The 24,867-nt window shown below is 70.1% G+C and carries 18 protein-coding genes and 3 pseudogenes; 14 read left to right on the forward strand and 7 right to left on the reverse strand.

Going from position 1 to position 24,867, the window contains the following annotated elements; all coding sequences use genetic code 11:
* Positions 1 to 178: 178 nt before the first annotated feature.
* Positions 179 to 1,483, forward strand: coding sequence for a helix-turn-helix domain-containing protein (locus ACWGR4_RS41555; protein ID WP_452129817.1), 1,305 nt, complete (start codon positions 179 to 181; stop codon positions 1,481 to 1,483).
* Between the two features lie 64 nt (positions 1,484 to 1,547).
* Here ACWGR4_RS41555 and ACWGR4_RS41560 read toward each other — a convergent pair whose 3' ends face one another.
* Complete coding sequence (locus ACWGR4_RS41560) at positions 1,548 to 1,748, reverse strand: hypothetical protein (RefSeq protein WP_452129816.1); 201 nt, start codon at positions 1,746 to 1,748, stop codon at positions 1,548 to 1,550.
* Between the two features lie 449 nt (positions 1,749 to 2,197).
* Here ACWGR4_RS41560 and ACWGR4_RS41565 point away from each other — a divergent pair, with 449 nt between their 5' ends.
* The gene (locus tag ACWGR4_RS41565) at positions 2,198 to 4,897 is read left to right on the forward strand and encodes an NACHT domain-containing protein (RefSeq protein ID WP_452134316.1); all 2,700 of its coding nucleotides are present in this window, start codon (positions 2,198 to 2,200) and stop codon (positions 4,895 to 4,897) included.
* Here ACWGR4_RS41565 and ACWGR4_RS41570 read toward each other — a convergent pair.
* Positions 4,874 to 5,311 (reverse strand): hypothetical protein, encoded by a 438-nt coding sequence (locus ACWGR4_RS41570; RefSeq protein WP_452129814.1) that lies wholly within the window; start codon positions 5,309 to 5,311, stop codon positions 4,874 to 4,876. The genes ACWGR4_RS41565 and ACWGR4_RS41570 overlap by 24 nt on opposite strands.
* Before the next feature lie 131 nt (positions 5,312 to 5,442).
* On the opposite strand from ACWGR4_RS41570, the gene ACWGR4_RS41575 reads away from it, so the two are divergent.
* Positions 5,443 to 5,670, forward strand: a complete 228-nt coding sequence (locus ACWGR4_RS41575) for a hypothetical protein (protein ID WP_452129813.1) — start codon at positions 5,443 to 5,445, stop codon at positions 5,668 to 5,670.
* Between the two features lie 118 nt (positions 5,671 to 5,788).
* Complete coding sequence (locus tag ACWGR4_RS41580) at positions 5,789 to 6,292, forward strand: DUF6461 domain-containing protein (protein WP_452129812.1); 504 nt, start codon at positions 5,789 to 5,791, stop codon at positions 6,290 to 6,292.
* A gap of 1,363 nt (positions 6,293 to 7,655) precedes the next feature.
* On the opposite strand, the gene ACWGR4_RS41585 is transcribed toward ACWGR4_RS41580, so the two are convergent.
* Positions 7,656 to 8,144 carry a MarR family winged helix-turn-helix transcriptional regulator gene (locus ACWGR4_RS41585; RefSeq protein ID WP_380001988.1) on the reverse strand — a complete coding sequence of 163 codons (489 nt, stop codon included), beginning with the start codon at positions 8,142 to 8,144 and terminating at the stop codon, positions 7,656 to 7,658.
* 194 nt (positions 8,145 to 8,338) lie between these two features.
* Between ACWGR4_RS41585 and ACWGR4_RS41590 the strand changes: the two genes are divergently transcribed.
* The 7 genes and pseudogenes from ACWGR4_RS41590 (at position 8,339) to ACWGR4_RS41620 (ending at position 13,638) form a co-directional block, all read left to right on the forward strand.
* Complete coding sequence (locus ACWGR4_RS41590; RefSeq protein WP_452129811.1) at positions 8,339 to 9,559, forward strand: MFS transporter; 1,221 nt, start codon at positions 8,339 to 8,341, stop codon at positions 9,557 to 9,559.
* 33 nt (positions 9,560 to 9,592) lie between these two features.
* Positions 9,593 to 10,015: a GlcG/HbpS family heme-binding protein gene (locus ACWGR4_RS41595; RefSeq protein ID WP_452129810.1), complete on the forward strand. Its 423-nt coding sequence runs from the start codon at positions 9,593 to 9,595 to the stop codon at positions 10,013 to 10,015.
* The gene (locus tag ACWGR4_RS41600) at positions 10,012 to 10,161 is read left to right on the forward strand and encodes a hypothetical protein (protein WP_452129809.1); all 150 of its coding nucleotides are present in this window, start codon (positions 10,012 to 10,014) and stop codon (positions 10,159 to 10,161) included. The genes ACWGR4_RS41595 and ACWGR4_RS41600 overlap by 4 nt, the downstream gene beginning before the upstream one ends.
* 33 nt (positions 10,162 to 10,194) lie before the next feature.
* Positions 10,195 to 11,022 (forward strand): annotated as a pseudogene (locus ACWGR4_RS41605) (aldo/keto reductase).
* A 132-nt stretch (positions 11,023 to 11,154) separates the two neighbouring features.
* Positions 11,155 to 12,165: an aldo/keto reductase gene (locus tag ACWGR4_RS41610; protein WP_452129808.1), complete on the forward strand. Its 1,011-nt coding sequence runs from the start codon at positions 11,155 to 11,157 to the stop codon at positions 12,163 to 12,165.
* Positions 12,166 to 12,252: 87 nt separating this feature from the next.
* The gene (locus ACWGR4_RS41615; RefSeq protein ID WP_452129807.1) at positions 12,253 to 12,672 is read left to right on the forward strand and encodes an SRPBCC family protein; all 420 of its coding nucleotides are present in this window, start codon (positions 12,253 to 12,255) and stop codon (positions 12,670 to 12,672) included.
* A gap of 156 nt (positions 12,673 to 12,828) precedes the next feature.
* Positions 12,829 to 13,638: a ferritin-like domain-containing protein gene (locus ACWGR4_RS41620; RefSeq protein ID WP_452129806.1), complete on the forward strand. Its 810-nt coding sequence runs from the start codon at positions 12,829 to 12,831 to the stop codon at positions 13,636 to 13,638.
* Positions 13,639 to 13,905: 267 nt separating this feature from the next.
* On the opposite strand, the gene ACWGR4_RS41625 is transcribed toward ACWGR4_RS41620, so the two are convergent.
* From ACWGR4_RS41625 to ACWGR4_RS41635, 3 genes and pseudogenes are all read right to left on the reverse strand, one after another.
* Positions 13,906 to 15,726 (reverse strand): hypothetical protein, encoded by a 1,821-nt coding sequence (locus tag ACWGR4_RS41625; protein WP_380001972.1) that lies wholly within the window; start codon positions 15,724 to 15,726, stop codon positions 13,906 to 13,908.
* 735 nt (positions 15,727 to 16,461) lie between these two features.
* Positions 16,462 to 16,668 (reverse strand): annotated as a pseudogene (locus ACWGR4_RS41630) (fused response regulator/thioredoxin-disulfide reductase); the annotation flags it as partial.
* Positions 16,669 to 16,836: 168 nt separating this feature from the next.
* Positions 16,837 to 17,022 (reverse strand): annotated as a pseudogene (locus ACWGR4_RS41635) (transposase); the annotation flags it as partial.
* Positions 17,023 to 17,407: 385 nt separating this feature from the next.
* On the opposite strand from ACWGR4_RS41635, the gene ACWGR4_RS41640 reads away from it, so the two are divergent.
* The 3 genes from ACWGR4_RS41640 (at position 17,408) to ACWGR4_RS41650 (ending at position 20,943) form a co-directional block, all read left to right on the forward strand.
* Positions 17,408 to 17,893 (forward strand): SHOCT domain-containing protein, encoded by a 486-nt coding sequence (locus tag ACWGR4_RS41640; RefSeq protein WP_452129805.1) that lies wholly within the window; start codon positions 17,408 to 17,410, stop codon positions 17,891 to 17,893.
* 464 nt (positions 17,894 to 18,357) lie between these two features.
* A complete protein-coding gene (locus ACWGR4_RS41645; RefSeq protein WP_452129804.1) occupies positions 18,358 to 20,238 on the forward strand; it encodes a serine/threonine-protein kinase in 1,881 nt (626 codons plus the stop codon).
* A gap of 42 nt (positions 20,239 to 20,280) precedes the next feature.
* Positions 20,281 to 20,943 (forward strand): hypothetical protein, encoded by a 663-nt coding sequence (locus tag ACWGR4_RS41650; RefSeq protein WP_452129803.1) that lies wholly within the window; start codon positions 20,281 to 20,283, stop codon positions 20,941 to 20,943.
* Here the strand turns inward: ACWGR4_RS41650 and ACWGR4_RS41655 are convergent.
* Positions 20,924 to 24,340, reverse strand: a complete 3,417-nt coding sequence (locus ACWGR4_RS41655) for a BTAD domain-containing putative transcriptional regulator (protein WP_452129802.1) — start codon at positions 24,338 to 24,340, stop codon at positions 20,924 to 20,926. The two genes, ACWGR4_RS41650 and ACWGR4_RS41655, sit on opposite strands and share 20 nt — an antisense overlap.
* Positions 24,341 to 24,867 lie beyond the last annotated feature (527 nt).

Here is a 24,867-nt window from a genome sequence, read left to right on the forward strand (position 1 = left end):
AGTCCCTTCGTGTGTGGTGCGAACCGTCGTCGTTTCCAGGACATCGCGTCGGGGCGGGGGTGGGAAGGCGGTGTGCGGGGTGTGCATGCGGTGTGCGTGTTGTGCACATGGCGTCGACGCTGGGTGATTCGCCGGCTACGGTGGGGGCGGACATCGTCTGCGCGCCCAGGGGGTCGTGATGGTCGAGCTCCGTCCGCCGTGGGATACGCCGCGGGTGCGGGTCCTGGCCGCGCGTGGTGATGTCGGGGGCCTGGTGCGTCTGGGGCGATTGGCGCGGAACTGGCGGCAGCGCGACCTGGGTTCGATCGTCGGCTACTCCGCGTCGACCGTCTCACGCCTGGAGTCGGGCGCGCGTTCGGGTCGGGACGTGGCGGTGTTGCGCAGGTTGGCCGCCGCGGTGGACATGCCCGTCGGGGTGCTGGGCGCGGCACTGGGCGTGAGCGCGCCGCTACCGGCTAGGGTGGGCCGGACCGCCGCGCGGCGGGACGAGGAGGACGATCCGATGCGCCGACGCCGCCTGCTGACCGCCTCCCTCGCGGTCGTCCCCGTCACCGCGCTCGGCGGGATCGACCAGGCGCTCGCGTCCATCCCCACCCGCTCCTCCCCCACCACCGGGAACGACGTGCTCGCCCTGTTGGCGCGGGCTCGCGGGTGCTACGACGGCGGCGATCACGCCCGACTGGTCGCGGCGTTGCCGGAGTTGCTCGCGGCCGGCCACACACACGCCGACACGGCAGGCGACGCGGCGGCGTTCGCGCGTCTGGCCGCGTGCTACGACCTCGCCACCGAAACCCTCTCCAAGATCGGCCGGTACCAGCGGGCGCGGACCGCGGCCGACCGGGCGACGGTGTACGCCCACCAGTCCGGCTCGCCGCTCGCCGCCGCGTCGTCGGCGCGGATGCTCGCCGTCGTGTTGCGCCACCAGGGGCAGGAGGCCACCGCGCAGCGCGTGACGCTGGAAGCGGCCGGGGGCGTGGAGGCCACCGGGTTGAGCACCCCGGAACAGGCCGCCGCCTACGCGCAGATGCTGTGCACCGCCGCCTACACCTGCGCCGGAGCCGGGGACCGGGCGAACGCGCTGGAGTTGATGGCCGACGCCAAACGTGCCGTCCGGCGCGTGCCGAGCGGGCCCGAGGCGCGGACGGTGTTCACGGTCACGCCCGCGTCGGTGGGGCTGTACGAGGTCGGGGTGCTGTACTCGCTCGGCGACGCCGGCGCCGCCCTGCACGCCGGACGCAACCTCCACCCCGGGCAGTTCCCCACCCCCGAACGGCGCGGACGCCTGCACACCGACCTCGCCCGCGCCTGGTGGCAACTCGGCAAACCCGAACAGACCGCCGCCGCTCTCACCGCCGCCCACCACAAAGCACCCGGCGAGGTCCGCGACCGACCCACCATCCGCCACATCGTCACCGAACTCGCCGAACGACACCCCCACGCCATCGGCGTCCGCAACCTTCTCACCACCACCGGGATCCGTTGAGGGTATCGGCCCGCGTTCCTAGGGGTCGCTCGCGTGTGCGTCGACACCCTCCTCCGACGCGCGTTCACGGGTTCCCGATGGCATCGATGATGTGCGAGGCGGAGGCCAGGCGCAGTTGGGCCGGCTGGAACTCGCCGGGTCCGGGTGTGGTGTAGCCCAGGACCACGACCCGAAGGCGGGTCCCGTCCGGGTGCCGGCCGTCCGTGTCCCGCCACACCGGCTCCGCGTACTCCGGCTCCGGCAGCCCGACCTCGCCGTTCGGCATCTCGACCATCATTCCGAAGGGGCGGTGACGAACCACGACCGCATCCACCACCGTGCCCCGCGCATAGCCGTTCGGCATCGGTTCCCCAGCCCCTCGTCGGAATCCCTCGCCGTACGATCCACGAACGCCACGACAGGCCCGGGACGTTCCCGGAAGCGAATCCCCAATCGCGCAACAGGTGATCACCGCATCACATCAAGATCAGCACCCTCAAGACGACCCCAACCTCCACCCACGGGTTTTCCCAACGGAACCGACCATCCGTCCCAGATCCTGCAAAACCAACGGTCAACACACGATCAATCGACAAGAACTTTCAAACAGCCGGGACGGAGCAACCGGGATCCGGGACGTCGGTTGTCGTGCGTTTCGACCTTCGGTGACGGAGGTTGCGCCTATCTTGTGGCTCCGGCGCGGTCGGCGTCCGGAGCTTGAGGCGGGAGCGTGTGGTGAGCGGTGACGGCGGTCAGTCGTGGCGGTATCTGTACGAGCGGCTGGGCGAGAAGCCGTTCCAGCAGTTGGTCGGCGCGCTGCTCGCCCGTGATAAGCCGGACATGCGGTGCTATCCGGTGGGGCACTCCGACGGAGGCCGGGACGCGGTCGACACCACCGGTGACCAAAAGGTGGTCTACCAGGTCAAATGGTCGGCGAACGCCGTGAAGAACCCAGTGACGTGGTTGAAAGCCACCATCAAGGAGGAGGAGGCCAACATCCGGCGGCTCGCCGCCGAGGGTGCCCGCGACTACTACCTGATCACGTCGGTGACGGGTACCGCGGTGCCTGGCAAGGGCAGCATGGACATCCTCGACACCGTCCTGGCCGACTTGGGCGCGGACTTTGGCGTCACAATGCGCGTGTGGTGGCGCGCGGACGTGGACGCGCGCGTGGACACCGCGCCCGTGGAACTCAAGTGGGCCTACGCGGACATGCTCGCCGGACACGACCTGATCCGCTACCTGATCGAGAGCGATCGGATCGCCGCCCACGAGGACGCGTTGCGCGGCCTACTGCTGCGGGTGATCGCCACGCAGTGGGACGAGGACGTCAAGGTGAAGTTCAAACAGGTCGAGCTGGACACCCATCGTCTCGAAGACCTGTTCGTCGACGTAGAGGCGATACGGATCGCCGCACCGGAAGACTCCTTCGGCGGTCCCTGGTCGGGCCTTCGGGAGGAGTTGGGCGGCGCCGCGGGCTACCTCGCGAACGCGGCCCGACCGTTCGCTCTGGTGCGGGGGGAGCCGGGGCAGGGAAAGTCCACGCTGGGCCAGTACCTGTGCCAGCTACACCGCTCTGCGTATCTGCCGGACGGCGTCGCAGCCGGGGCGCCGGCGATCGAGCAACCGCGGATGCCGTTGCGGGTGGATCTGCGCGACTACGCCGCCTGGTTGGCCTACCGCGACCCGTTCGGCGACGAAGATGACGGTCCCCGGGCCGACGTGGGCATGCGCGCGGGGGGCTCCTTGGAGACATTCCTGGCGGCGTTGTTACGGGCGTGCAGCGGCGGCCTGGCCGCAGATGCGAGCACCGTGAGCGACATGATGCGCCGTCTTCCGCTGTTGGTGGTGCTCGACGGTCTCGACGAGGTCGCGGCCAGCGACACGCGCGCGCGGGTGGTCGAGGAGATCGACGCGTTCACCGCCCGTCTGCGGGTGTGTCCCTTCACACCGCAGATCGTGGTGACCACCCGGCCCAACGCCGCCAACCTCGCCGAGCCGTCCGCAGACCGCTACGAAACACTCGTGCTGTCCCGGCTCAGCCCGGAACTGCGGGCAGCGTATCTGCGCAAGTGGGCCGACGCCAGAGGCATCCGAGGCGCGGAGCGCCGGTCCCTGGAGTGGGTCTTCAGGCAGCGTTCGGCCGAGCCGCACATCGCACAGTTGGCGGACAACCCGATGCAGTTAACGATCCTGCTGTATCTGATCCAAAAGCGCGGGAACTCCGTGCCCACAAGCAGGACCGAGCTCTACAGCTCCTACATGGAGACGTTCCTGGACCGGGAAGCGGAGAAGACGCGGGCGGTGGACGAGCACCGCGTGGTCCTGGAAGAGGTCACTGCGTTCCTGGGCTGGCTCCTGCAGTCGCGGGCCGAGGCTCGAGAGGGCAACGGTCTGATCGCCACCCACAAGCTGAAGAGGGAGATCGCGGGTTACCTGTTCGATGTTCGGAAGGAGACATCGCTTGTCGAGGACTTGTTCACCGGTGTCACCGCTCGGGTGTGGGCGTTGACCAGCAAGGTCGAGGGAACTTTTCAGTTCGATGTCCAGCCGCTGCGCGAGTACTTCGCAGCCCGCTATCTCTACGCGTTCGCCGGCGCGGACCTGCCCCGGTTCGACAAGATAGACGTACTGCGCGAGTTGGTGCGCCGCCCGTACTGGCTCAACACCACCAGATTCTACGCGGGCTTCGCGCAACCGAACGAATTGGGCGGATTGATCGAGGGCCTGACGGAGGAGTGGGACAACCCGACCCGGTTGCGGCAAGTCCGTTTCACCGCGTGGGAGCTGCTCGGGGACGGGGTGTTCCGCTGTCGCACCCGGTCCCAGCAGAGCGCCGCTGAGCTCTTCGTCGACCCGCTCAGCGTTCGTCTGATCAACCACGCACTCGACGCGGGCGAGATTCCCTCCCTCGGCTGGGAGTCGGGTGCGAACGATCTGACAGCTGCGCTGCTCGACCGGGTCGCCGTGGACCCGCATTCGGCCGCCACACGCGAACGGCTCGCTCTCACCGAGAAACTCCTAGACGAGAAAGGCGTCTTCGACACGTGGTGGCTCCCCCACATGCGCACCGCAATCGGCACAAACGACGAACTCGCGTGGTTGACGATCGGCGCCACTCTCGCCGCTGCGTCCCGGACCGATCCCTCGGACCTCGAAGGCCTGAACCTGGATGATCCGGAGACCGCCGCCGCAGCCCTCGCCACCGGAATTCCCGTAGAAGTCGGCTCCAAGGCGGAGAAGACCCTTGGTGCGCGCCATACTCGACGGGCACTGCTCGGACGTGGACCCCACCTCGCTCACCGGCTTCGCCCACGATCTGCTCAGAGTCACGGCGCCGCAACACTTCCTGCGCAAGCAACAACTCTTCCGGCGCAAGGCAGCCCTGGAGATCGCAGGTACGCAGGGTCGTCAGGCCCCAGGTGTCGCCGCTGACGCGTGGCAGTCGGTAGCCCCGGCGTCCGAACGGCAGGTGCGGCCAGCACGGTCGGCTGTGGACGCGGCGATCACGCTCAGGATGTGGAACCGGGTGGTCAGGGGTATCGAGCCGCAGGTGGTGGGAACCATGGCGACGGCGATCCAGTGCTTGCCCGGGTCGAGGTCGGCGTCACCGTCGTGGCGGATGGTATCGATGTGGGCTTCGTCGGCGGTGGTGGTGGTGCCGGGGCGGACGGGGAAGCGGAAGCTCATGTCGTTGCCTTCGGCTCCGACGAAGCCGTGGGGTGCCTGGACACTGCGCGGTACGGCGATCGTCCAGTAGTCGCGGCCCGGTTGTTCGTTCGAGGGGATCCAGCGGATCTCGGTGCCGTGGATGACGGGTTGGATCCAGTTGGCCAGGACCGCCCGCACCCATTCCTCCGCGTGGCCGGAGTGAAATGGGGCATGGACTGCCGGCGGCCAGGGCGTCGATACCGGGCATAGCGGCGGGCCAGGCCGTTGTGTGCGCTGAATTCGGGCCGGTGCCAATAGTGAACGACGGTATGGCCCGCCCGTCACAGCCGTCCTCGCCCCTGCCCAGGGAACGCGGCCGTGCGGCCAGGCCGCTCACGGACGCCGAGGCGGTCACCGTCGTCCCGGGCCTGCACCCGATCTGGGCGGACACCACCGCCCGTGAGATCACCGGCCTGAACCGCGACGTCGGCGGGACGTTGCGCGGATGGCACCGGGTCACCGCACACCGACTCGCCGCATCCGCCGCGGGCCCGTAACGCGCACGTGCGGACCATCGTGCGCCCTGGGCCGCCTTGGAGGGAGCGGGGTCGTGTCGGGTCGCTCGGGTAGCTTGCCGAGTCCCGCGACGGTCGAACTATTCGAAGGAGTCGAGCCGTGAGTGGCGACACTGTCGAGTGGCTGCAGGACTCCTACTTCACCGAGTTCGGGTACTGCGTGACCTCCGCACGCGGGCTGTCGGCAATGGAGTTGCTGGGGCGCATGGGCTGCGATATGACGCGCACGGCCCGCAAGAGCGTGATCGACGCGAACCACTGGATCGAGGACGTCGCCGAGGAGTTCGGCCACGCCGCGGTCGCGGACAAGGAGGGGGTGATCCGGGCCGGCGATGCCGACGGGTGGGCCTTCGCCTTCGAGGACGCCCGCAGCCGCGGCACCCACCACGACGTCCTCGCCGCGGTGTCGGCCGGCACGGTGGCCCTGAGCACCTTCGAGAACATCAACGCGCTCGCGATGTTCCACTACGCGCAGGCCGGGGACGTGGTGTGCGGGTTCGACCGGCCCCGGGACCGCTGGGGCACCGACCCCGATCGGCTGGTGCCGCACCTGACCCGCGCGGGCCTGCTGCCCGGAACCACGTCACGGCTTCAATCCCAATAGTTCAGAGGAGCGTCGCCGACCTGCGACGGATCCGTCGTGACCGGATTCAATCAGCCACGTCCTCGGTCCGTGGGAGCGACCGGTCGATCGGCAGTTACGTCTTCGATCGCCTCGAGGACCGCGTCGAGTCGCGAGGGTAACGATGTAGGCGCGGAGTCGGTGGCCGCGGCAGGCGGCGGCTCGCCGCGCGGGCGCCGTGGATGCCGCAGACTGACGAGCAAGTGAACGGCAGCCTGCGACGGATCGTTCGCGTCCTGTCGGCGCGGGTTGTGTCCGGGCAGGGTCGACACAACGGCGCGGGAGTTCGCCGTGTCGGGCAACTTCGGGCGCTCGTGTGCACCGGAGGCGAGGCTGTCGCCGGGACCGCGTCACGGGTCCCGGTGTGACGGGGTGCGGTCGCCGTCGGGAGGGAGCGGCGGCGTTGCGGTGTCCTCGTACCGCCGGGTGCGGTGCTGGTCGTCACAGCCGAGCAGGCGCACCTTGGGCAACGGGGTCGCTCGCCTTCGTGCCCGGTCCCGCCCTCGGATGTCGCTCGCACGTTCAGGCTTGCGTTGTCACGAGGGTGCCGGGTGTCAACCGCCGAGGTCGAACACTCCCCATGCGGTGAACGGCTCGGCCTGGACGTGATCCTGCTTCCTCGGGCGACGACGCGTCGGGGGCCGGGGGCGGAGCCGTCGGGCAGGGTGAGCAGGCCGACGTCCGTCGGCTCGACGGACGCTTCGGTGAGCTCTGCGTGGGCGAGTCGGTCCCGCTCGTCGCCGTAGCCGCCGTAGAAGGCGACCCGGTCGCCGTGGACGGCCACCGCGTGGGCGCCCCGGACGCTGTTCGCCCGCACCGTCACCGGCCGGTCGGGGCGGTCGGGGCGTATCTCGACGAGGGGGAAGTCCGTGTACGGGCACGCCCAGGCCGTGGTGCCCGACACGTTCAGGGAGTAGCAGTCGAACAGGCCGGGGATCCCGGCGCCGTCCGACGTCCAGGCGAGTCGGCCCGTGGGGCTCCAGCGGCGGATTCCGGCCGGGTTCTCGTCGAAGTGTGCGACCCAGAGGTGGCCGCTCTCGTCCGCGAGCAGGTGTTCGATGGCGTCCCCGACAAAGAACGATGTGCTCTCGCGGCCGAGCGCGTCGAAGTCCTCGTTGCGGCGGGCGTGGGTCGGCGTCGACGTGGTGGGTGGCGAAGACCATCGGCATCGCCAGCCAGAAGTTGCGCGCGGGCTCGTCCTGCGCCACCGCTTCGTCGTCGAGCGGGTGGTGGGCCGTCGTTGTCGCCGCTACGGGGATGCCGTCGTTCGACGGTCCCTCGCATACGTCCGCCTACGCCACGCTCGTGTCCGTGTGTGCTTCGGTTCCGGTCCGGTGTGCGGTCGCTACGGTCGGGTGGTCGGCGCCGCCGGTAGGCCGCCGGCGGGGTTGACCGCTTCGACCGCCTTGACCAGTGGGGCCAACTCGGGGTTCCTGGCCGCTTCGTCGAGGGCCTCGCGCAGGGCGGTGTCGTTGGTCGGCCGGGCCTGTGCCAGAAGCTTCAGGCCGGCGTCGCTGACGTCGGTGTAGATGCCGCGGCGGTCGGTGGGGCACAGGTAGCGGGCCAGCAGCCCGCGGTCCTCGAGCCGGGTGACCAGGCGTGTGGTGGCGCTCTGGCTGAGTACGACCGCGTCGGCGACCTGCTTCATCTGCAGGTGGCCGCCCTCGCCGTCGTGCTGGCGGCTGAGCACGTCGAGCAGCGAATACTCCCGCACGCTCAGGTCGTGCTCGGTCTGCAGCGCGCGTTCGATCTGCGCCTCGATCCGGCCGTACAGGACGTAGAGCGCGGCCCATCCGTTGGCGAGGGCGGTCAGTGCGGGATCCGTGGCGGTCATGGGCCCGAGTCTCCTTCCGGGTACGACAGGCAGGCGTTCAGGATACTCCATTTTCTGAAATACCGGCTGCCGCATGTATGGCGCCCATGCAAGCATCCTCGATGGATGACTACCGGCATTTGCACTTATAGCGCGTATGCAACTATTGTCGAGGCTCGTAAGGAGCACCAGCAATCGTACGAAGGGTTCGCATCATGCCTCTCGCGCTCCTCGCCCTGGCCATCGGGGCGTTCGGGATCGGCACCACCGAGTTCGTGGTCATGGGCCTGCTGCCCGAGATCGCGGACGACTACGGCGTGTCGATCCCCACCGCCGGACTCCTCGTCACCGGTTACGCGGTCGGCGTCGTCGTGGGTGCACCGCTGATGACCGTGCTCGGCAACCGGATCGGGCGCAAGACGATGCTCATGGCCCTGATGGGCCTGTTCGTCGTCGGCAATCTCGTCTCCGCACTCGCGCCCACCTTCGGCGTCATGCTCGCGGGGCGCATCGTGGCCTCGCTCGCCCACGGCGCCTTCTTCGGCATCGGCTCGGTGGTCGCCGCCGGCCTGGTCGCGCCCGACCGGAAGGCCGGCGCCATCGCCACCATGTTCACCGGACTGACCGTCGCCAACATCGTCGGCGTACCGCTGGGCACCTTCATCGGTCAGGCCGTCGGCTGGCGGGTCACCTTCGCGGGCGTCGCCGCGCTCGGCGTGATCGGCCTGCTCGGCATCGCGAGGCTGGTGCCGGCCATGCCCCGCCCCGAGGGCGCCCACCTGCGCCGGGAGCTGACCGCGTTCCGCAACCCGCAGGTGTTGCTCGCGATGGCGATGACGGTGCTCGGCTTCGGCGGTGTCTTCGCCGCCATCACCTACATCGCCCCGATGATGACCCACACGGCCGGCTACTCGGACGGCGCGGTAACCTGGCTGCTGGTGTTGTTCGGGGTCGGCATGTTCCTGGGCAACCTGCTCGGCGGCCGGTTCGCGGACCGCGCTCTGATGCCGATGTTGTACGTCACTCTCGGCGGGCTCGCCGTCGTGCTGGCGCTGTTCACCGTCACCGCGCACAACAGGATCCTGGCCGCGGTGACCATCCTGCTGGTCGGCGCGCTGGGCTTCGCCACCGTTCCGCCGCTCCAGAAGCGGGTTCTCGACCAGGCCCACGGCGCGCCCACCCTGGCCTCCGCCGTCAACATCGGCGCCTTCAATCTCGGCAACGCGCTCGCGGCCTGGCTCGGCGGGATGGTCATCTCCGCCGGACTCGGCTACACCGCCCCGAACTGGGTCGGCGCCGTACTCGCCGGCGCGGCCCTGGTCCTCGCCTTCTGGTCCGCCGCCCTGGAGCGTCGCACCTCGGCGCGCGAAACCGAGGCGGCCGAGCCCCCGGTCGTCCCCCCGACCGCCGACGTCCGCGTCCCCGTCCACCACTGACCCCCATCCCCCTCACACAGGAGCAGCACCACCATGAGCACCACCTCCATGACCCCGTTGACCACCGCCGACGCCGAGACCCTGATCACGGCCGCCCGTACCGCCGCCGAGGCGGCCGGAGTCGCGGTCGGCGTGACCGTCCTGGACGCGGGCGGGCACCTGCTCGCCTTTCGCCGCGACGACCGGGCCGTCCTGATCGCCGGCGAGACCAGCACCCGCAAGGCCTACACCGCCCTGCAGCTGAACGCCCCGACCGCCGATCTGGTCGACCTCGTCAAGCCCGACGGCCCGTTCCACTCGCTGACCACCGCACTCGACCGCCCCCTGCTGTTCATCGCCGGCGGCGTCCCGGTACACCGCGACGGCCGGCTGATCGGCGCCGTCGGCGTCGGCGGCGGCGCCCCCGAGCAGGACCACGGCTTCGCCACCGCGGCCCTCGCGAAGCTCGCCCGATGACCCGCACCCCGCAGCAGACCTTCGCGGACCACGGACGGCGCCTCGACACCGGAGATCTCGACCTGATCACCAAGAGCGGGTCACCGACGGAACGGACACCGTCGAACATCCCCGAAAACTCCCGAACCTCCCGACTCGGTCTGTAGCAGACCCCCATCAACCGAGAAAGCGGCACCACCATGAGCACCACCGTCCCCACCGTGAAGCTGAACAACGGCGTCGAGATCCCCCAGCTCGGCTTCGGCGTCTTCCAGGTCCGCGAGGACCAGACCACCACCGCCGTCGCCGGCGCCCTGGAGGCCGGCTACCGCAGCATCGACACCGCCGCGATCTAGGGCAACGAGACCGGCGTCGGTCGGGCCCTGGCCGACTCCGGACTCCCACGCGAGGAACTGTTCGTCACCACCAAGCTGTGGAACGCCGACCAGGGCTACGACCGCACCCTTCGCGCCTTCGACACCGCCCTCGCCAAGCTCGGCCTCGACACCGTCGACCTCTACCTGATCCACTGGCCCGCCCCCGCGCGCGACCTCTACCTCGACTCCTGGCGCGCCATCGAGCGCCTCGCCGCCGAGGGCCGCATCCGCGCGGCGGGCGTGTCCAACTTCCAACCCGCGCACCTCCGACGCCTGCTGGACGGCAGCGACCTCGTGCCTGCCGTCAACCAGATCGAGCTGCACCCCGGCCTCCAGCAGGCCGAGTTGCGCGCCTTCCACGCCGAACACGGCATCGCCACCGAGGCATGGAGCCCGCTCGCCCAGGGCGCCGTCCTGAACGACGAGGCGATCACCACCATCGCGGCCCGCACCGGCAAGTCCCCGGCGCAGGTGGTGCTGCGCCGGCACCTGCAACTCGGCAACATCGTCATCCCGAAGTCCGTCACCCCGGCCCGCATCCGCGAGAACCTCGACGTGTTCGACTTCGCGCTCACCGACGAGGACATGGCCACGATCGCCGCCGGCGACCGCGACCTGCGCACCGGCCCGCACCCGGACCACCTCGACTGAGCACCCGGCGAGGCCGTCCCGGCTGACCCCAGCCCACCCGGAACGGCCCGCCGCGCCCCGACTCCCCGCATCGGGGACACCCCACACCCCCCACCGGCAAAACACCCGTCGAACATCGAAAGAGGCATCCCCATGTCCCTCCGCGAATTCCTCCCCGGCCGACTCGGCTTCGGCACCGCCCCCCTCGGCAACATGTTCCGCGCGATACCCGACGACGAGGCCGCCGCCACCGTCGAGGCCGCCTGGGACCAGGGCATCCGCTTCTACGACACCGCCCCCTTCTACGGGGCCGGCCTCGCCGAGGAGCGCCTGGGTGCGCTCCTGGCGACCAAGCCCCGCGACTCGTACGTGCTGTCCTCCAAGGTCGGCCGCGTCGTCCTCGACGAGCACGAGACGGGAAACCGCGAATTCGGCGAGAAGGGCGGCCTGTTCGAGCACGGCAACGCCAACCGCATGCTCCACGAGTGGACCGCCGACGCCACCGAGCGCTCGATCGAGGGCAGCCTGAAGCGCCTCGGTGTCGACCGCCTGGACATCGTCTGGGTCCACGACATCGCCCAGGACTTCCACGGCGACCTGTGGTTGCACAAGTACGAGGAGGCCCGTACCGGTGCCTTCCGGGTGCTCTCCCGACTCCGCGACGAGGGTGTGATCAAAGCCTGGGGACTCGGCGTCAACCGGACCGAGCCGATCGAGTTGACCCTGGCCCTGGACGAGCCCCGACCCGACGGATTTCTGCTCGCCGGCCGCTACACCCTCCTGGACCACCAACACGCCCTCGGGCGCCTGTTGCCGATGGCCCAGGCGGCGAACGTCGACATGATCGTCGGCGGACCGTACAGCTCCGGCGTGCTCGCCGGCGGCAGCCACTTCGAGTACCGGCAGGCCCCGCCGGAGATCGTCGAGCGGGTCGGGCGGCTCAAGGCCCTCACCGAACGGCACAACATCGGCATCAAGGCCGCCGCCCTCCAGTTCTCCCTGGCCCACCCCGTGGCCGCCGCCGCCATCCCCGGCGCCACCCGCCCCGGTCGCATCGCCGAGGACGTCGCCGCCCTGAACGCGAACGTCCCGACCGCGTTCTGGCACGACCTGCGCTCCGCCGGCCTCGTCGCCCCCGATGCCCCGCTCCCCCAGGGCGCCTGACCCCGAACGACCACCCGACCGGACCCGAAACACAAACCCGACCCGAAACACCAAACCGAACAGAGAAACACGAACAGGAGAAAGACCATGGCATCCACGTCCGTGAGCCGAATACTGCCCGCCCCGCCGCAGCGGATATGGGACCTGATCGGCGGATTCGACACCCTGCCCGACTGGCTCCCCTATATCCCCGAGAGCACCGCGCTCGAAGGCGGCCGGGTTCGCCGCCTGACGAACCCGGACGGCGACGTCATCGTCGAACGCCTGATGGACTTCAACGAGACCGAGCGCCGGTACACCTACGCCATCCTCGAAGCACCCTTCCCCGTGACCGGCTACCTCTCCACCCTGCGGGTCCGCCCGGTCCCCGGCCGAGAGCACGTCGCCGAGGTGCAGTGGTCCGGCCGCTTCACCCCCGACGGCGTCGAGGAAAGCGAGGCGGTCGACCTGTTCACCGGCATCTACCGCGACGGCCTCGACGCGCTGCACACCACGCTCACCGGGTGAGCCCACGCACTCGGCGGCGCGACGACCTCGCGCGACCGCGCGGTTTCACTTCGTGGACAGGTGGTATCCGGGCACTTCCGGCGACTGTGCCGGTGTCCGGTCCCGTGGTGGGGTTCGGCGGTATCCGCAACGCCTGTGGGAATGGAGGGCTCTGTCGTGCTCGGTCCTCGCGACATTCTTCGAGAGATCCATCGGGACGACGAGGCGTTCCGCCTGTTCTGCAGCATCGCGGCAAAGGGCGAGAGCCAGGGCGGGTGGGAGAACGGGCGGATCGCCGCCCTGGCCCGCGACCCGGAACTGGCGCCCAAGATCGCCCGGCACGGCGCCGACGAGGACAAGCACGGGCGCATCTTCAACGCCATGCTGCACCGCCGCGGGCTCGATCCGGTCGACGTCCCGCCCGAGACGGACTACTGCATGCTCCTCGAACGCCGGGGACTGGGCCTCGCCCACGATCGGCTGCGCCGGGACGAACCGCTGACCGAGGACGACATCGTCGAATACCTGGTGCACAGCCGCGTGACCGAGCAGCGCGCCGCGGAGGACATGCGGATGTTGCGTCGATACCTCGGCGACGACCCCGACATCGGCCGGGGCATCCGGATGATCTGCGAGGACGAGGAGAATCACCTCGCCTACTGCCACGAGGAGTTGCTGCGCCTGTCCGTCCGCGACGGCCGGACGCACATCGGGCGGGCCCTGCGCAGGACCGCCCGCGCCGAAATCGAGGTGAACCGCGACGTGAGCCTCGCGGTAATGGACCGCATGGGCCGTCTGCTCGGCTGGTCGCGCGCCCGGCGCCTGGCGCTGCGGGTCGGCATCCGGGTGACGTACGCCTACGACAGGGTGTGGGGCACCCGCCGCATGGTCCGCCTGCGCCCGCCCACACGGGCCGACGCCATGGGCCCGCGGGGCACCGATGGGGCCACCGCAGGCCCTCCTCCGGAGCAGGGTCGGACAAGCTGACCCGACGGCGGGCCAGGCGACAGGGCCGGGTAGCCGTCGCGGCGGCCGACACCGGGCAGCCCTGCCCAGGAAACGGAAACGGGAACGGAAACAGACGCGGGCGCCGACGCGGACTCAACCGACCATCCGTGCCAGATCCTGCAAACCCAACGGTCAACACATGATCAATCGGCAAGATCTTTCAAAACAGCCGGGACGAAGCAGTCGAACCGTGACGAGCCGCCGGAGAATCCGACGGCCCGTCACGAGGGTCGAGGTGGCGGATGTCTATGCTTCGAGGACGGCCAGAATGTCCTTCGAAAGATTCGCATTCGAGTCCCACCACGCACGAAGCCGTGGCAGGTCGTTGGAATTCTCGGCGGTCAGTTTATCGATCGCCGAGACCAATTTATCACCCACGGCGCTGCCGCCGGCACGGTTCTTGATCTTGCCGTTGAGGGCGGCGACGATTTGCACGATATCGGATGCCCGTATTCCATCGGTGGAGGGTGCCGCGATGTTCCAGATATTGCCATTGCCGAGGGGGATCTTGGCTCCGAATTTCTGAATGGCCCGCTGCGCGTCTTGGAAAGTGAGCCCGTAGCGGGTGGCGCTCAGGCACGCATCGTATTGGGCGATGTCGTTGTCGTTCACATTCCTCGGATGGTCATCCGTGAGGCGGTGGCTCGCACCTTGTTCGAACTCCATGCCACCCGCCACGATATATGCAGGTCGGATGTAGTTTGCTTCATGGCCCGTCGCGCCTCCGGCCGGGTGGGTAACGCCCCAGATGGTGTCTTGATATGCCCAGTATGTCGCATTCTTGACCGCCTCCGGGGAGTCACTTTCGCCGTTCTTGAGGTCCAGCCACAGAAGCTTGCGGAAATTTGGCCCGGTGAGTACTTTGGCGGTCGCCTTCGCGACCGTGGTGTCGTCCGCCCCGCTGCCCTGGCTCTGGAATTGTTCCCGTAGCCTGATCAGGATTTGGGTCGCGGCGCCCCGGTCGAATCCGGACGATTCCAGTGCGTTGTAGGCCTGCCGATTGTAGGTTTGCAGACTGAGATCCTCACCGACGGGAGGGGTGACGGTCCACAGGTAATACCCGAGGCCCTCCGGATGGGTGAGGTCGCCGACGGTTCCGTCGGAGTCGGGGAAGATTTTCGCCTCGGTGACGGTCCACGTGATGTTCGGGGCGGACGTCATGTGCGCGATCTTCTTCGCGTCCTCCGTCATGACGTACATGTCGAGGGTGGGGAACCCGGCCATGCCCGCCAAGCCACTGACACCCGGAACGTTGACGCCCTGCAGCAGGTTGCCCAGCTTCTCCAGGAAGCCACTGGTCGGCTTGTTCGTCCCACTGAAGACGATGGCGTTCTCGATGTAGTTGGCCTCCGAGAGCTTTTCCGTTTGCCCCGGCCGGATCACCTGGGCTTCCCTTTTGATCTGGCCGACCAGCTTCTGAGTGAAGGGATCGTTGTCGGCGAGGGCACTCTGGGTGTTGGTCACCCGGTCAAAGAGGCTGTTGTCGCCGAAGAAGACGGCATCGAGGACGGTCTTCAGGTCCCCGTTCAGGTCCCTGCCCTTCTTCACCGTGGCGACCACGATGTTGGCCAGCGCTCGGGGGACGCCGATCTGCCCTCTCTTCACCTTCAGGTTCTCGGCCTCGATCTCGGTTTTGAACCACTCCTGCCATTCCCCGGCCGCCTTCACCGCCCCGCGCATCACCGCTTCCGTCACCACTCCCCCGACGCTCGCCGACGTCAAGCTGGCGAGCGCGGCCGACATGTCCGCCAGCACGAACATGGCGTGTGTCCGGTGGAGCACGTACACGTTCTGGTCGAGGTTGTTTTTCATACTCAGTGTCTGCGTGACGCCGGGGCGCGCCCAGTCCAGCATCGTGGTCCTCTTGATGAGGGATTTCAGGACCGGAATGTTGGTCTGCCCGGGGACCCATGTGCTGTATTCGCTGGAGTTGTATGTGGCGGCGCCGGCGGGGGCGGCTGCAATGAAGGTGGGTGCGAATCCGACGCCGAGCGAGAGAACCGCGGCGACGGCCCCCTTGGTCACCATCTTCGCCGACCTGTGTTCCTTTTTCTTGCTCGCGGACATTCGATTCCTCCCGGCAGAGCGCTTGAATGGGAAAGCCGTCCGGACCGTCTCCCGATTTCCCCACGACGCGTGTACGTACGAGGCCCGGGTCAGCCGACGGGGATGACGAGTCCGGGGTTCACGGACGGGTGCGGAGGGGTCCGCACACATCACTGACCCCCTCGATCACGACCGGCGTCCCCCGGCGTTCGGAGCGCCGATCAGCCGGTCCGCGAGGGGCGCCCGGGTGTCGCGTTCACCCAGTCGGCCGTCGTCCGCCCGGCGTGGCACGCTTCCGCCGACTCGGCGGGGCTCGGGAGGCCGAGTCGTTCCCGGCTGCGCCGGCCGTCTTGGAGATACTTCACGAGCTCCGGGTCCGCTCCGGGCCTCCCGGCGGTGTCGGCGGGTGCCAAAGCGGGGCCGGTCCGGGCCGGCAGGGCCTCGACCGGACTCTTGCGACACAAGGCGCCGGTCCCTCCATGCGGCACTGAACGTGCTCGGTCACACCGCGTTCCCCTCCCCGACCGGCGGCACCCACGTCGCGGGGCTCCCACCCACCGGCCAGTTGACGGCTCCTGCAACCTAGACGGATCCGCATCACCCCCACCAGAACAATTCAGGACATCCACAGCATCACCGGAATCTCGTATTCCGGCGGGCAGTGCCGACCGCTCCGACACCCCGCCGCGCCCCCCGTGTCGCGACGATCGAAGACCGCGACAGGGCGTGCACCGCGGCGTCCGACGGGCCGCCCCACCGACGAAGGAACTCGATGCCGTTCATCCGCGGCATCCGGTGGTCGGCCGGCAGCACCGCGACGTGGCTGTCCTGCGGCTTCAGCTCCCGCAACGCCGCCGACGCCGAGTCCTCGGACTCCGCACGCACCATCCGGTACCGGTCGCCGTACCGCCGCCGCAGGTCGCGGGCGACGGCCCGGGACGCCGCCGGATCGTCATGCGGCGTCGTCGCAGGTCTTCGCGGCAGGGCCCGTTTCCGTGGGCCTTGTCCGCGGCGAGGCTGTCCGGTCTTGGTGCGTGACGTGCCCGGTCCGGTCCGCGGGACGCGGATCTTCTTCGGGACGGGCGCGAGTTGCGTGCGGTCGGCCCGCTGTCCCGGTGTGACGATCAAGTCGTAGACCGTCTTCCAGGGGCCGAACCGTTCGGGCGGATCACGCCACCGAACCCCGGTCCGCACCCGATGCACAAGCCCGTCGATCACCTGCCCGTGATCCCGCCACCTGCCACAACGCCCGTTGCTCACCGGCAGGAACGGCCGCAATCGCTCCCACTCCGCATCCGTCGGATCACCCCGCCCCATACCCGGACCGACGACTCGACCGCGAGATGGTCACATGACCGACCGGACGTGTCCTAGTCGGTCGCAAGTCCACCGCAAGGGGGCGGAGGAGAGTTGGCTCAGCCGGGGGTTCGTCCACCGGAACGGGGCCGGCCGAAGCCCGGAACCACGCGGGCGGCGTCCGTGCCTTCCGTCTTTCGCGCTTCCATCGGCCCGAACCCATCAGCGCGGAAGGGACTGTTCGTGACACTACGGCTGAGCCTCGCGGTCGTCGTCGGCGACAGCATCGGCGGCACGCCCGCCGCCCGCGTGCCGAGCGAATTCCGTCCGTGAGCCGACCGATGTGGACGGGACGCCGGCGTCCGTCGCCGGCTCGCAAGCCACGCCTTCAAGGGAATCCGGGATCATGAAATCCTTTCTGCGCGCCGGTATCGGTGGCCTTTTTCTTCTCATCTCGCTGGCAGTAGCCGCGTACAGTTTCTATCAATTGATGCGCACCGGTAGTTGTTCGTCCGGTGGGGTTTACGTGTCGAAGCGTGAATGCCCTGCGGGAACCACTCTATGGGCGTTCGCGCTGCCGATATCTTCGATCACGGGAATCCTGAGCGCCTTTCTGCTCGCGGCGGGCCTTCGGGGTGAACCCCTGGATCCGTTCGCGCCGGGCCGCGGGATCACCGGACCTCGCCCCGCCCGCTCGAACGCCGTGGTGACCGGGCGGGCCGTGGGCATATTCCGCCACCTGCAGATGCACCGGGCCCTCGCGGACGAGTCTCTGGCAATGTCCGGCGATGCACTCGTGCGGCTGGAACGCCTGCAGGCGCTGCTGATCTCGGGTGCCCTGACGCCTGTGGAATTCGAGCAGGCCAAGGCAAGGCTCCTGGACGAGCTCTGACGGGCTCCGTCTGCCGCGGCCGGACCGTGGTGCCGGCACGGGCCGTCGCCGGTTCGGCCCTCCCCCGGCACACAAAATGGCGGACGCCGCAATATCGACTGCACCGGAATACGCCCGGCACGATCATTTCCGAATGACGGCCGGAACGCAGCAATAAGCACCGGGACGAGAAGGCAACAACAAGCGCCGATCAGGGCAGGCCCACCGAGCCGTCCCCGTCCGGAATTCCGGACGTTGCGAAGCGGATGCAAGCCGGCCGCAAGACCGGCAGCGAACCATGTGCAGGAGGGCAACTCACGCACATCCGACAGAACGAGGACGGAAGAAATGCTGAATCCGACGGTCGTCGGTGCCCACCGCGGCGGCGTGCTCCAGGGGGCGCCTGTTCACGGCCCGCGCCGCGCGTGGGGATCCCGGGTGTCCGAGGCGCTCCTCGGCGGCCTCGCCGTGGATGGACGTGTCGCATGAGCGGGCCGCAGGTCTTCCCCGTGGCCGACGGACCCGGCGCGGACCCGTGGATGATTCCCGGATACACGCCGTCGAGGGAGCTGGGTTCGGGCGCGAGTGGCCGGGTGATGCTCGCCCGGCACGACGGGACCGGGTCGCCGGTGGCGATCAAGTACCTGTCGGAACGGCTGCGCGGCGACAGCACGTTCCTCGCCGGGTTCCGCGCCGAGGCCAAGCTGCTGGGCACCCTTCGGTCCCCCTATGTGGTCGAGTTCTACGAGTACGTGGAGACGTCCCTCGGTGCGGCGATCGTCATGGAGCTGGTGGACGGCATTCCGCTCCGCGCGCTGCTCGGGCAGGAGGGCGCCACCGAGCCCGAGGCGGCACTCGTTGTGCTCAAGGGATCGCTGCTTGGCCTTGCCGCCGCCCATGCGGCGGGGGTGGTACATCGGGACTACAAGCCCGACAACGTCCTGATCGCCGCCGACGGGACGTCCAAGCTGGTCGACTTCGGCATCGCGGTGCCCAGTGGGGAGGCCGGGGAATCGGCCGGCACCCCCATGTACATGGCGCCCGAGCAGTGGACCGGCCGGCCGGCGAGTCCCGCGACGGATGTGTACGCGGCGACCGCCACGTTCTTCGAGTGCCTCACCGGCGCCAAGCCGTACGCCGGCGAGACCGTCAGGGAACTGGCGATGCAGCACATGGGCGCGCCCGTCCCGGACGAGCTCGCCCCCGAGCGGGTGCGTCCGTTGATCCGCAGCGGTCTCGCCAAGACGCCCGGGCAACGTCCGGCCACCGCTGCGGACTTCGTAGCCGAACTCGAAGTCGTGGCGACAGCCGCTTACGGCGAGGACTGGGAGGAACGGGGGCAGCGCAAACTCGCCGCGCTGGCGGCCCTGCTACCTCTGCTGTTCCCCCGGGCCAACCCCGGCGGCGCCTCGGACACCACGGCGCTGGCCACCACCGACCTCGGCCCCGGCCCCGGCCCTGAATCAAGCGCCACCCCCGGCTCCGGGCCCGGACCGGGCCGGGGCAAACGCAGTCGTCCGCCGCTGAACCGCAAGGGAAAGGCCCTGGCCGGGGTGGCCGCCGGCGCGTTGCTGCTCGGTGGGATCGCCATGACCGCGGTGGCCGTGGGCAGCGATCACCCGGTGAACGAACCGGTGGCGATGTCCGCCCCTTCGACGTCCGGTTCGCCATCCGGCAGTGCTTCCGCGAGCGCAACCGCGAGCGACGAGCCGTCGACGACCGGAGCGCCCAGCGTGTCCGCTTCGGCGCAGGAGACGACCGACGAGCCGTCGGCCCCGAGCAAGGCACCGCCGGGCACGGACAGCCCGGCGGGCCATGACGACCTCTCCGGTGGTTCGTCGAGTGGCGGGGGAGGCGGTAACTCGTCCGGTTCCGGCACCCCCGGCGGTGGCACCTCGGGCGGGCCGTCGGGCGGATCCGGCGGAGCGTCGGGCGCAGGCACCAGCGCCTCGGGAAGGACGAGCAGCGGCAGTTCCTCGGGCGTGGGCACCACCGTGCCGCCCGTCACCCCGGCACCGGAACTCCACGTCGTCTCCGTGAGGATCGACGCGAGCGGTCCGCCGGCGTCCGGGTGCGCCCTGGTGGCTTCCGTGACCGTACTGACCGACGGGGCCGCCGACGGAACGCTCCACCTGACCTGGTTCACCGGTTCCTCCGCCAGGGCGGTCGGCCCGGTGGTCGCCACGGACGCGGTCGCCCTTCCCAAGGGGCGGACGCAGGTCTCCGGCAGGTACACCCACACGTTCATCACCCCGGAACGCTCGCCCTACCTCGGCGTCAAGGTCTCGACCGGCCCGGCCGCCGATTCCGGCAACGGTGCCTTCGTGACCGTCTCGGCGCCCCGCGGCTGCAATCCGCCCCGCTGAGAGTCCGGGGATCCACGCCGTACGAAGGAGAGGAGATGCCGGATGACCACACCTCAGGACAAGCCCGACGAGAGCACCGTGCGCCTTCCCCACGTGGACGAGGTCGGCACCGTACGACTGCCGCCCGCCGCCCTCGCCGCCACGCTCCACACCCCGGAACCCATCGCACCCGAGTCGGAGGAGGCGCCGCGCTTCGGCCCCGGAGTGCCCACCCTGAGGGACCCCGCCGACGGCCGGGTGGCGAGCGTCTGGCACGGCACCCCGTCCCCGGGCCCGACGCCGCAGGACGTCCCACGCCGACGCCGACCGCGCAGGAGCATTCTTGGCGGCCTGCTGTTGCCGGCGCTCGTACTGATCGCGGTACTCGTCTACCTCGCCTGGCAGCGGTACGCTCCCGCGCTCGCCGTGACCGGAGCCACCGTCCACGCCGATGCCGCGGGTCCGGCCTGCGACGGCACCGCCACGGTCGTCGGCACCCTGCACACCAACGGCCGTGCAGGCACGGTCAACTACCGCTGGAAGCGCAGCGACGGCACGGTTTCCGGCGTTCTCCGGCAGCGGGTCGCCCGGGACGCGCACCGGACGGACGTCGTCCTGCGCTGGACCTTCGACGGCCACGGGACCGTGCAGGCGACCGCCACCCTGGAGATCCTGTCGCCCGACCCGGCGGACGCGTCGGCCACCTTCACCTACGCCTGCCCATGAGGTCGCCGATCGACCGCAGGAGGCCGGCGGCCTCGCAGCGCTCGGCGATGGGGTACGCCCGGCGCAAGGCGGACTCGGCCTCCCGGGCGGGGCCGTGGACCGCCAGGGAGTACAGGGCACGGGCATGTTCGAGACGGGCGGGGCCGGGCGCGAGCAGCGTCACCGCCTCCCGGAGTTCGGGCACCCCGTGGGTGCCGCGCAGCTCGCCCAGCACCCGCAAGGACCGACCCACCATGCTCGGCGCGCCCCATCGGCGGGCCAGCGCGAGCTCCTCCCGGGCAAGGGTCTCCGCCTCGGCCCGTTGGCCGACACCCGCCAGCGCCTGCACGCGCAGCGGCGCCCACGGCCGCCAGGCGTGGTTGACCACGGACGGCCGTAGCTGCCGGGCGGCGTCCAAGCCGGTGAGCGCCTCGTCGTGACGCCCTTCCGCGATGAGCACCCGGGCCTGCGTCTCCCTGGTGAGGAGGTCGCCCTCGGCATCCCCGGCCAAGGCGCGCATGCGATCCAGGCACGCGCGGGCACCGGCGGTATCGCCCAGATCCAGCAGAACCCCCGTCAAGATGTCCCAGCCGCGCGAGGCACCGGGTGCGAGGCCCCACGCCTGGTGCAGCTCCACGGAGATCGTGAGGGACTTGAGTGCCGCTCGGAGATCTCCCCGGTCCCACTGGGTGAAACCCCGCCACATGTGGGTCGAGAGGACGGAGAACAGCGAGCCGCGCTCGTCGGCGCGGGCCAGTGCCGCGCCCCACAGCTCTCCGACCTCCTCGTCCGCCAGGTGCAGGACGATGACGGCGGCGTACCAGAGCAGCTCTTCCCCCGCGTCCAGCAGTACACCGTCGGCGACGGCGGAGCGGGCGAGCGCGACGGCCCCGCTGCGTTCGCTCCCGTCCTGGGCTGCTTCCCAGGACAGGTAGGCGGCGAGCATCCGGGCGCCGGACCCGTCGCCGTCGATGACGGCGTCCTGCGGGCTGCGCCACGGCTGCCGGTCCAGGCCGTGCATGTAGGCGCTCATCCGCTCCAGCGCCAGCAGGCCCTGCCGTTCGTCCTTCAGTTCGGTGGGCAGCCGGGCCGCGGCACCCCGGGCGAACTCGGTCGCCTGCCCCTGCCTGCCGGCGAAGACCAGGATCCGGGACAGGAGAAGCGCCGCAACGGCCCGGCGCGGCGGGTCGGTCAGCGTCTCGTAGGCCTGACGCAGGTGTTCCACGGCGGCGGGACCGTTGCCGAGGGTCTCGGCGCGGCCGAGTTCGAGGAGCACCTCGGGCTGTCGGGCGGGGCCGGGCGGCTCCCGCAGGGCGCGGGTGAGGTAGGTGGCCGCGGCGTCGGCGGCACCGCGGCCCGCGGCTTCCCGGGCGGCGGTGCACAGCATGTCGACGACCCAGGGGTCGCCGCGGTGCGGGGTGAGCAGCAGGTGGGCCGCCGTCTGCTCGGGGGGTGAGGCCGCGGCGTGCAGGATGCGGGCGGCCCGCTCGTGCCGCAACTGTCTTTCGCCGGGCGGCAGATCCCGGTAGATCGCGTCTCCCACGAGGGGGTGCACGAAGCCGAACGGGTAGTGGTCGCGGATGATTTCGGCCCGGACCAAGGGCGCGATGGCGTCCGCCGCCTCGTTCTCGGACACTTCCATGACGGCGGCGACGTCGGGCAGTGTCGCGCCGTCGCCGAGAACGGCGACCGTTTGGGCCGCGACCGTCGCGTCGGCGGGCAGCCGGGCGAGGCGGCTGAGGACCAACTGGGAGACGGCCCTGGACCCTACGGAGGTGACGGTGCCGGCGTGGGCGGCCTCGGGCCGGATGCCGCCTGACTGGAGCGCCCGCACCAACTGGCGCAGTAGCAGGGGGTTGCCGGACGTGGCCCGGTGGCAGGCGTCGGCGAACGTCGCGTCGGGGGGCTCGCCCAGCGCGTCGCGGACCACGTCGGCCACGCCCGCCGGCGTGAGCGGAGTGGGGTGGATCCGCAAGGCCGCGGTGTTGTCGGCGAGTTCGGCCAGCAGCTCCCCGTCGTGGTGCGGTTCGCCGGTACGCAGGGTGACGGCGATGAGGATGGGAAGTCCTTCGAGGCGGCCCGCGAGATGGGCCAGGAAGCGGAGCGAGCCGGTGTCGCACCACTGCAGGTCGTCGATGGCCAGGAGGAGGGGGCGTTCGGCGGCGAGCCTGAGGGTCAACTGGTGGAGGCCGTTCAGGACCGCGTAGCTGTCGGGCTGGTGGCCGGGGTCGGCCGCGTCGGGGTCGAAGACCGCGGTGGACGCGGCGGCGGCTCCGGTCATCAGTTCGCCGCCGCGTCTGACGACCAGGCGTTCGAGGAGTTGGCGCACGGCGCCGTATCCGTAGTCCTTCTCACGCTGGCTGCCGCGTGCGGTCAGCGTCAGCACGTCATGTTCGGCGGCCATCCGGCGGACCTCGGCGAGGAGACGGCTCTTGCCGATACCGGCGGGGCCCTCCACGAAAACCAAGCCGGCCCTGCTCTTCAGCGCACCGGCCAGACAGTAGCCCAGTTCGGTCAGTTGCCGGTCCCGGTCCACCAGGACGTCCGCGCCCCGGGAAGCCGATCGGGCTGCGCCGGCGGGCTGTATTCGCGTCCCCTCCGGGGCCGCGGTCGCTGTCTCTCGGTGCGCGAATCCGGTAGACACAGGCCGGTCGAGCGCGGGTGACTGGGCGAGAACGTCCGCTTCGAGGGTGCGCAGAGCGAAGCCGGGATCGGTTCCGAGTTCCTCGGCAAGGACCTGTCTGGCGCGCCGCAACGCGCTCAGCGCGTCGCCCTGCCGGTGCGAACGGTAGAGGGCCAGGGCGAGCAGACGCCAGCGTTCCTCGCGCAGGCGGTCCTGTCCGATCAGTGCCTCGATCTCCGGCACGAGGACCGCGTCCTCACCACGCTCGAGACGTGCGGCGAGCAGCCGCTCACGAGCCACCTCACGCAACTCCGCCAGCCGTGCGGTCTCCCCCCGGGCCCACAACTCCGCCGAGTACTCGGCGAACGCCGGTCCTCGCCACAGCGCCAGTCCGCCCTCGAGGACCCGCACCACCTCGGCCGGGTCGGTGATCGTGGCGGCATGCCGCAGTGACTGTTCGAAGCACCACGCGTCGACTGCCTCGTCCGGTATCCGCAGGACGTATCCGGAGCCCTCGCTGACGATGAAGCCGCTGCGGGACCTGGCCTCCCGTCCGGGTTCGAGCCGGCGTCGCAGATGCGAGACGTACGCGTGCAGGGCGCCTTGTGCCCTCGGCGGCGGCGATCCGCCCCACACCGCGTCGACCAGCCGGTCACTGGTGATGATCCCGCCCCGTGCCACCAGCAGGAGGGCCAGCACTGCGCGCTGCCGAAGCCCTCCCAGGTCCACGACCTGGTCCTGGAACGTGGCTCTCACCTCGCCCAACACGCTGATCTGCAGCCCGTCTCGCATCATCGCCCCCTCTCGTGATCCACACATGGTGACACGCCACAGGGGGCAACGACTGCGCCCGTTCGAGCACGGGGCGGCGAGCTGCCGGAGGTCGTCCCCTCCCGATGTCCGTTGCTGGAACGTACTGTTCGGCACGAGGTGCCGGATCGTGCCGGGACGCGGTGTTCTCGCTGGTCGGCGGCGGATCGTGCGATCGGGGATCAGGGATCGGGGCGATACGGAGGACGGCTTCGGAGCGGCCGGGCAGACCCTCGTCGTCACGGGCGCAGACATCGACGGAGGCCGCGCAGGCGGGCGGCGAACGGGCGGCCGACGAACGGGCGGCCGTGGAACCGCTCGACCGCCCGCGACTCCGCTCTGCCGGAGCCCGTACGGGGACTGCCGACGGCCGTACGGGGACTGCCCGGATCCGTGCACGGACTACCGAAGTCCGCGCAGGGACTGCCGAAGTCCGCCGGGACCACAGGCAGGTCGATGATGCGTGGTACCGGCAACTGCGGTTCGGCCGGCCGGCTGTCGACGGCGCCCTG

The sequence above is a fragment of the Embleya sp. NPDC055664 genome, from assembly GCF_053618075.1.

Excerpts from the sequence above, each read along its gene's own strand:
- ACWGR4_RS41590 (WP_452129811.1), top strand. The coding sequence starts at position 8,339 with ATGCCTCTCGCGCTCCTCGCCCTGGCCATCGGGGCGTTCGGGATCGGC.
- ACWGR4_RS41615 (WP_452129807.1), top strand. The coding sequence starts at position 12,253 with ATGGCATCCACGTCCGTGAGCCGAATACTGCCCGCCCCGCCGCAGCGG.
- ACWGR4_RS41600 (WP_452129809.1), top strand. The coding sequence starts at position 10,012 with ATGACCCGCACCCCGCAGCAGACCTTCGCGGACCACGGACGGCGCCTC.
- ACWGR4_RS41575 (WP_452129813.1), top strand. The coding sequence starts at position 5,443 with ATGGCCCGCCCGTCACAGCCGTCCTCGCCCCTGCCCAGGGAACGCGGC.
- ACWGR4_RS41625 (WP_380001972.1), bottom strand. The coding sequence starts at position 15,726 with ATGTCCGCGAGCAAGAAAAAGGAACACAGGTCGGCGAAGATGGTGACC.
- ACWGR4_RS41595 (WP_452129810.1), top strand. The coding sequence starts at position 9,593 with ATGAGCACCACCTCCATGACCCCGTTGACCACCGCCGACGCCGAGACC.
- ACWGR4_RS41650 (WP_452129803.1), top strand. The coding sequence starts at position 20,281 with ATGACCACACCTCAGGACAAGCCCGACGAGAGCACCGTGCGCCTTCCC.
- ACWGR4_RS41645 (WP_452129804.1), top strand. The coding sequence starts at position 18,358 with ATGAGCGGGCCGCAGGTCTTCCCCGTGGCCGACGGACCCGGCGCGGAC.
- ACWGR4_RS41585 (WP_380001988.1), bottom strand. The coding sequence starts at position 8,144 with ATGACCGCCACGGATCCCGCACTGACCGCCCTCGCCAACGGATGGGCC.
- ACWGR4_RS41560 (WP_452129816.1), bottom strand. The coding sequence starts at position 1,748 with ATGCCGAACGGCGAGGTCGGGCTGCCGGAGCCGGAGTACGCGGAGCCG.
- ACWGR4_RS41640 (WP_452129805.1), top strand. The coding sequence starts at position 17,408 with ATGAAATCCTTTCTGCGCGCCGGTATCGGTGGCCTTTTTCTTCTCATC.
- ACWGR4_RS41555 (WP_452129817.1), top strand. The coding sequence starts at position 179 with ATGGTCGAGCTCCGTCCGCCGTGGGATACGCCGCGGGTGCGGGTCCTG.
- ACWGR4_RS41655 (WP_452129802.1), bottom strand. The coding sequence starts at position 24,340 with ATGATGCGAGACGGGCTGCAGATCAGCGTGTTGGGCGAGGTGAGAGCC.
- ACWGR4_RS41610 (WP_452129808.1), top strand. The coding sequence starts at position 11,155 with ATGTCCCTCCGCGAATTCCTCCCCGGCCGACTCGGCTTCGGCACCGCC.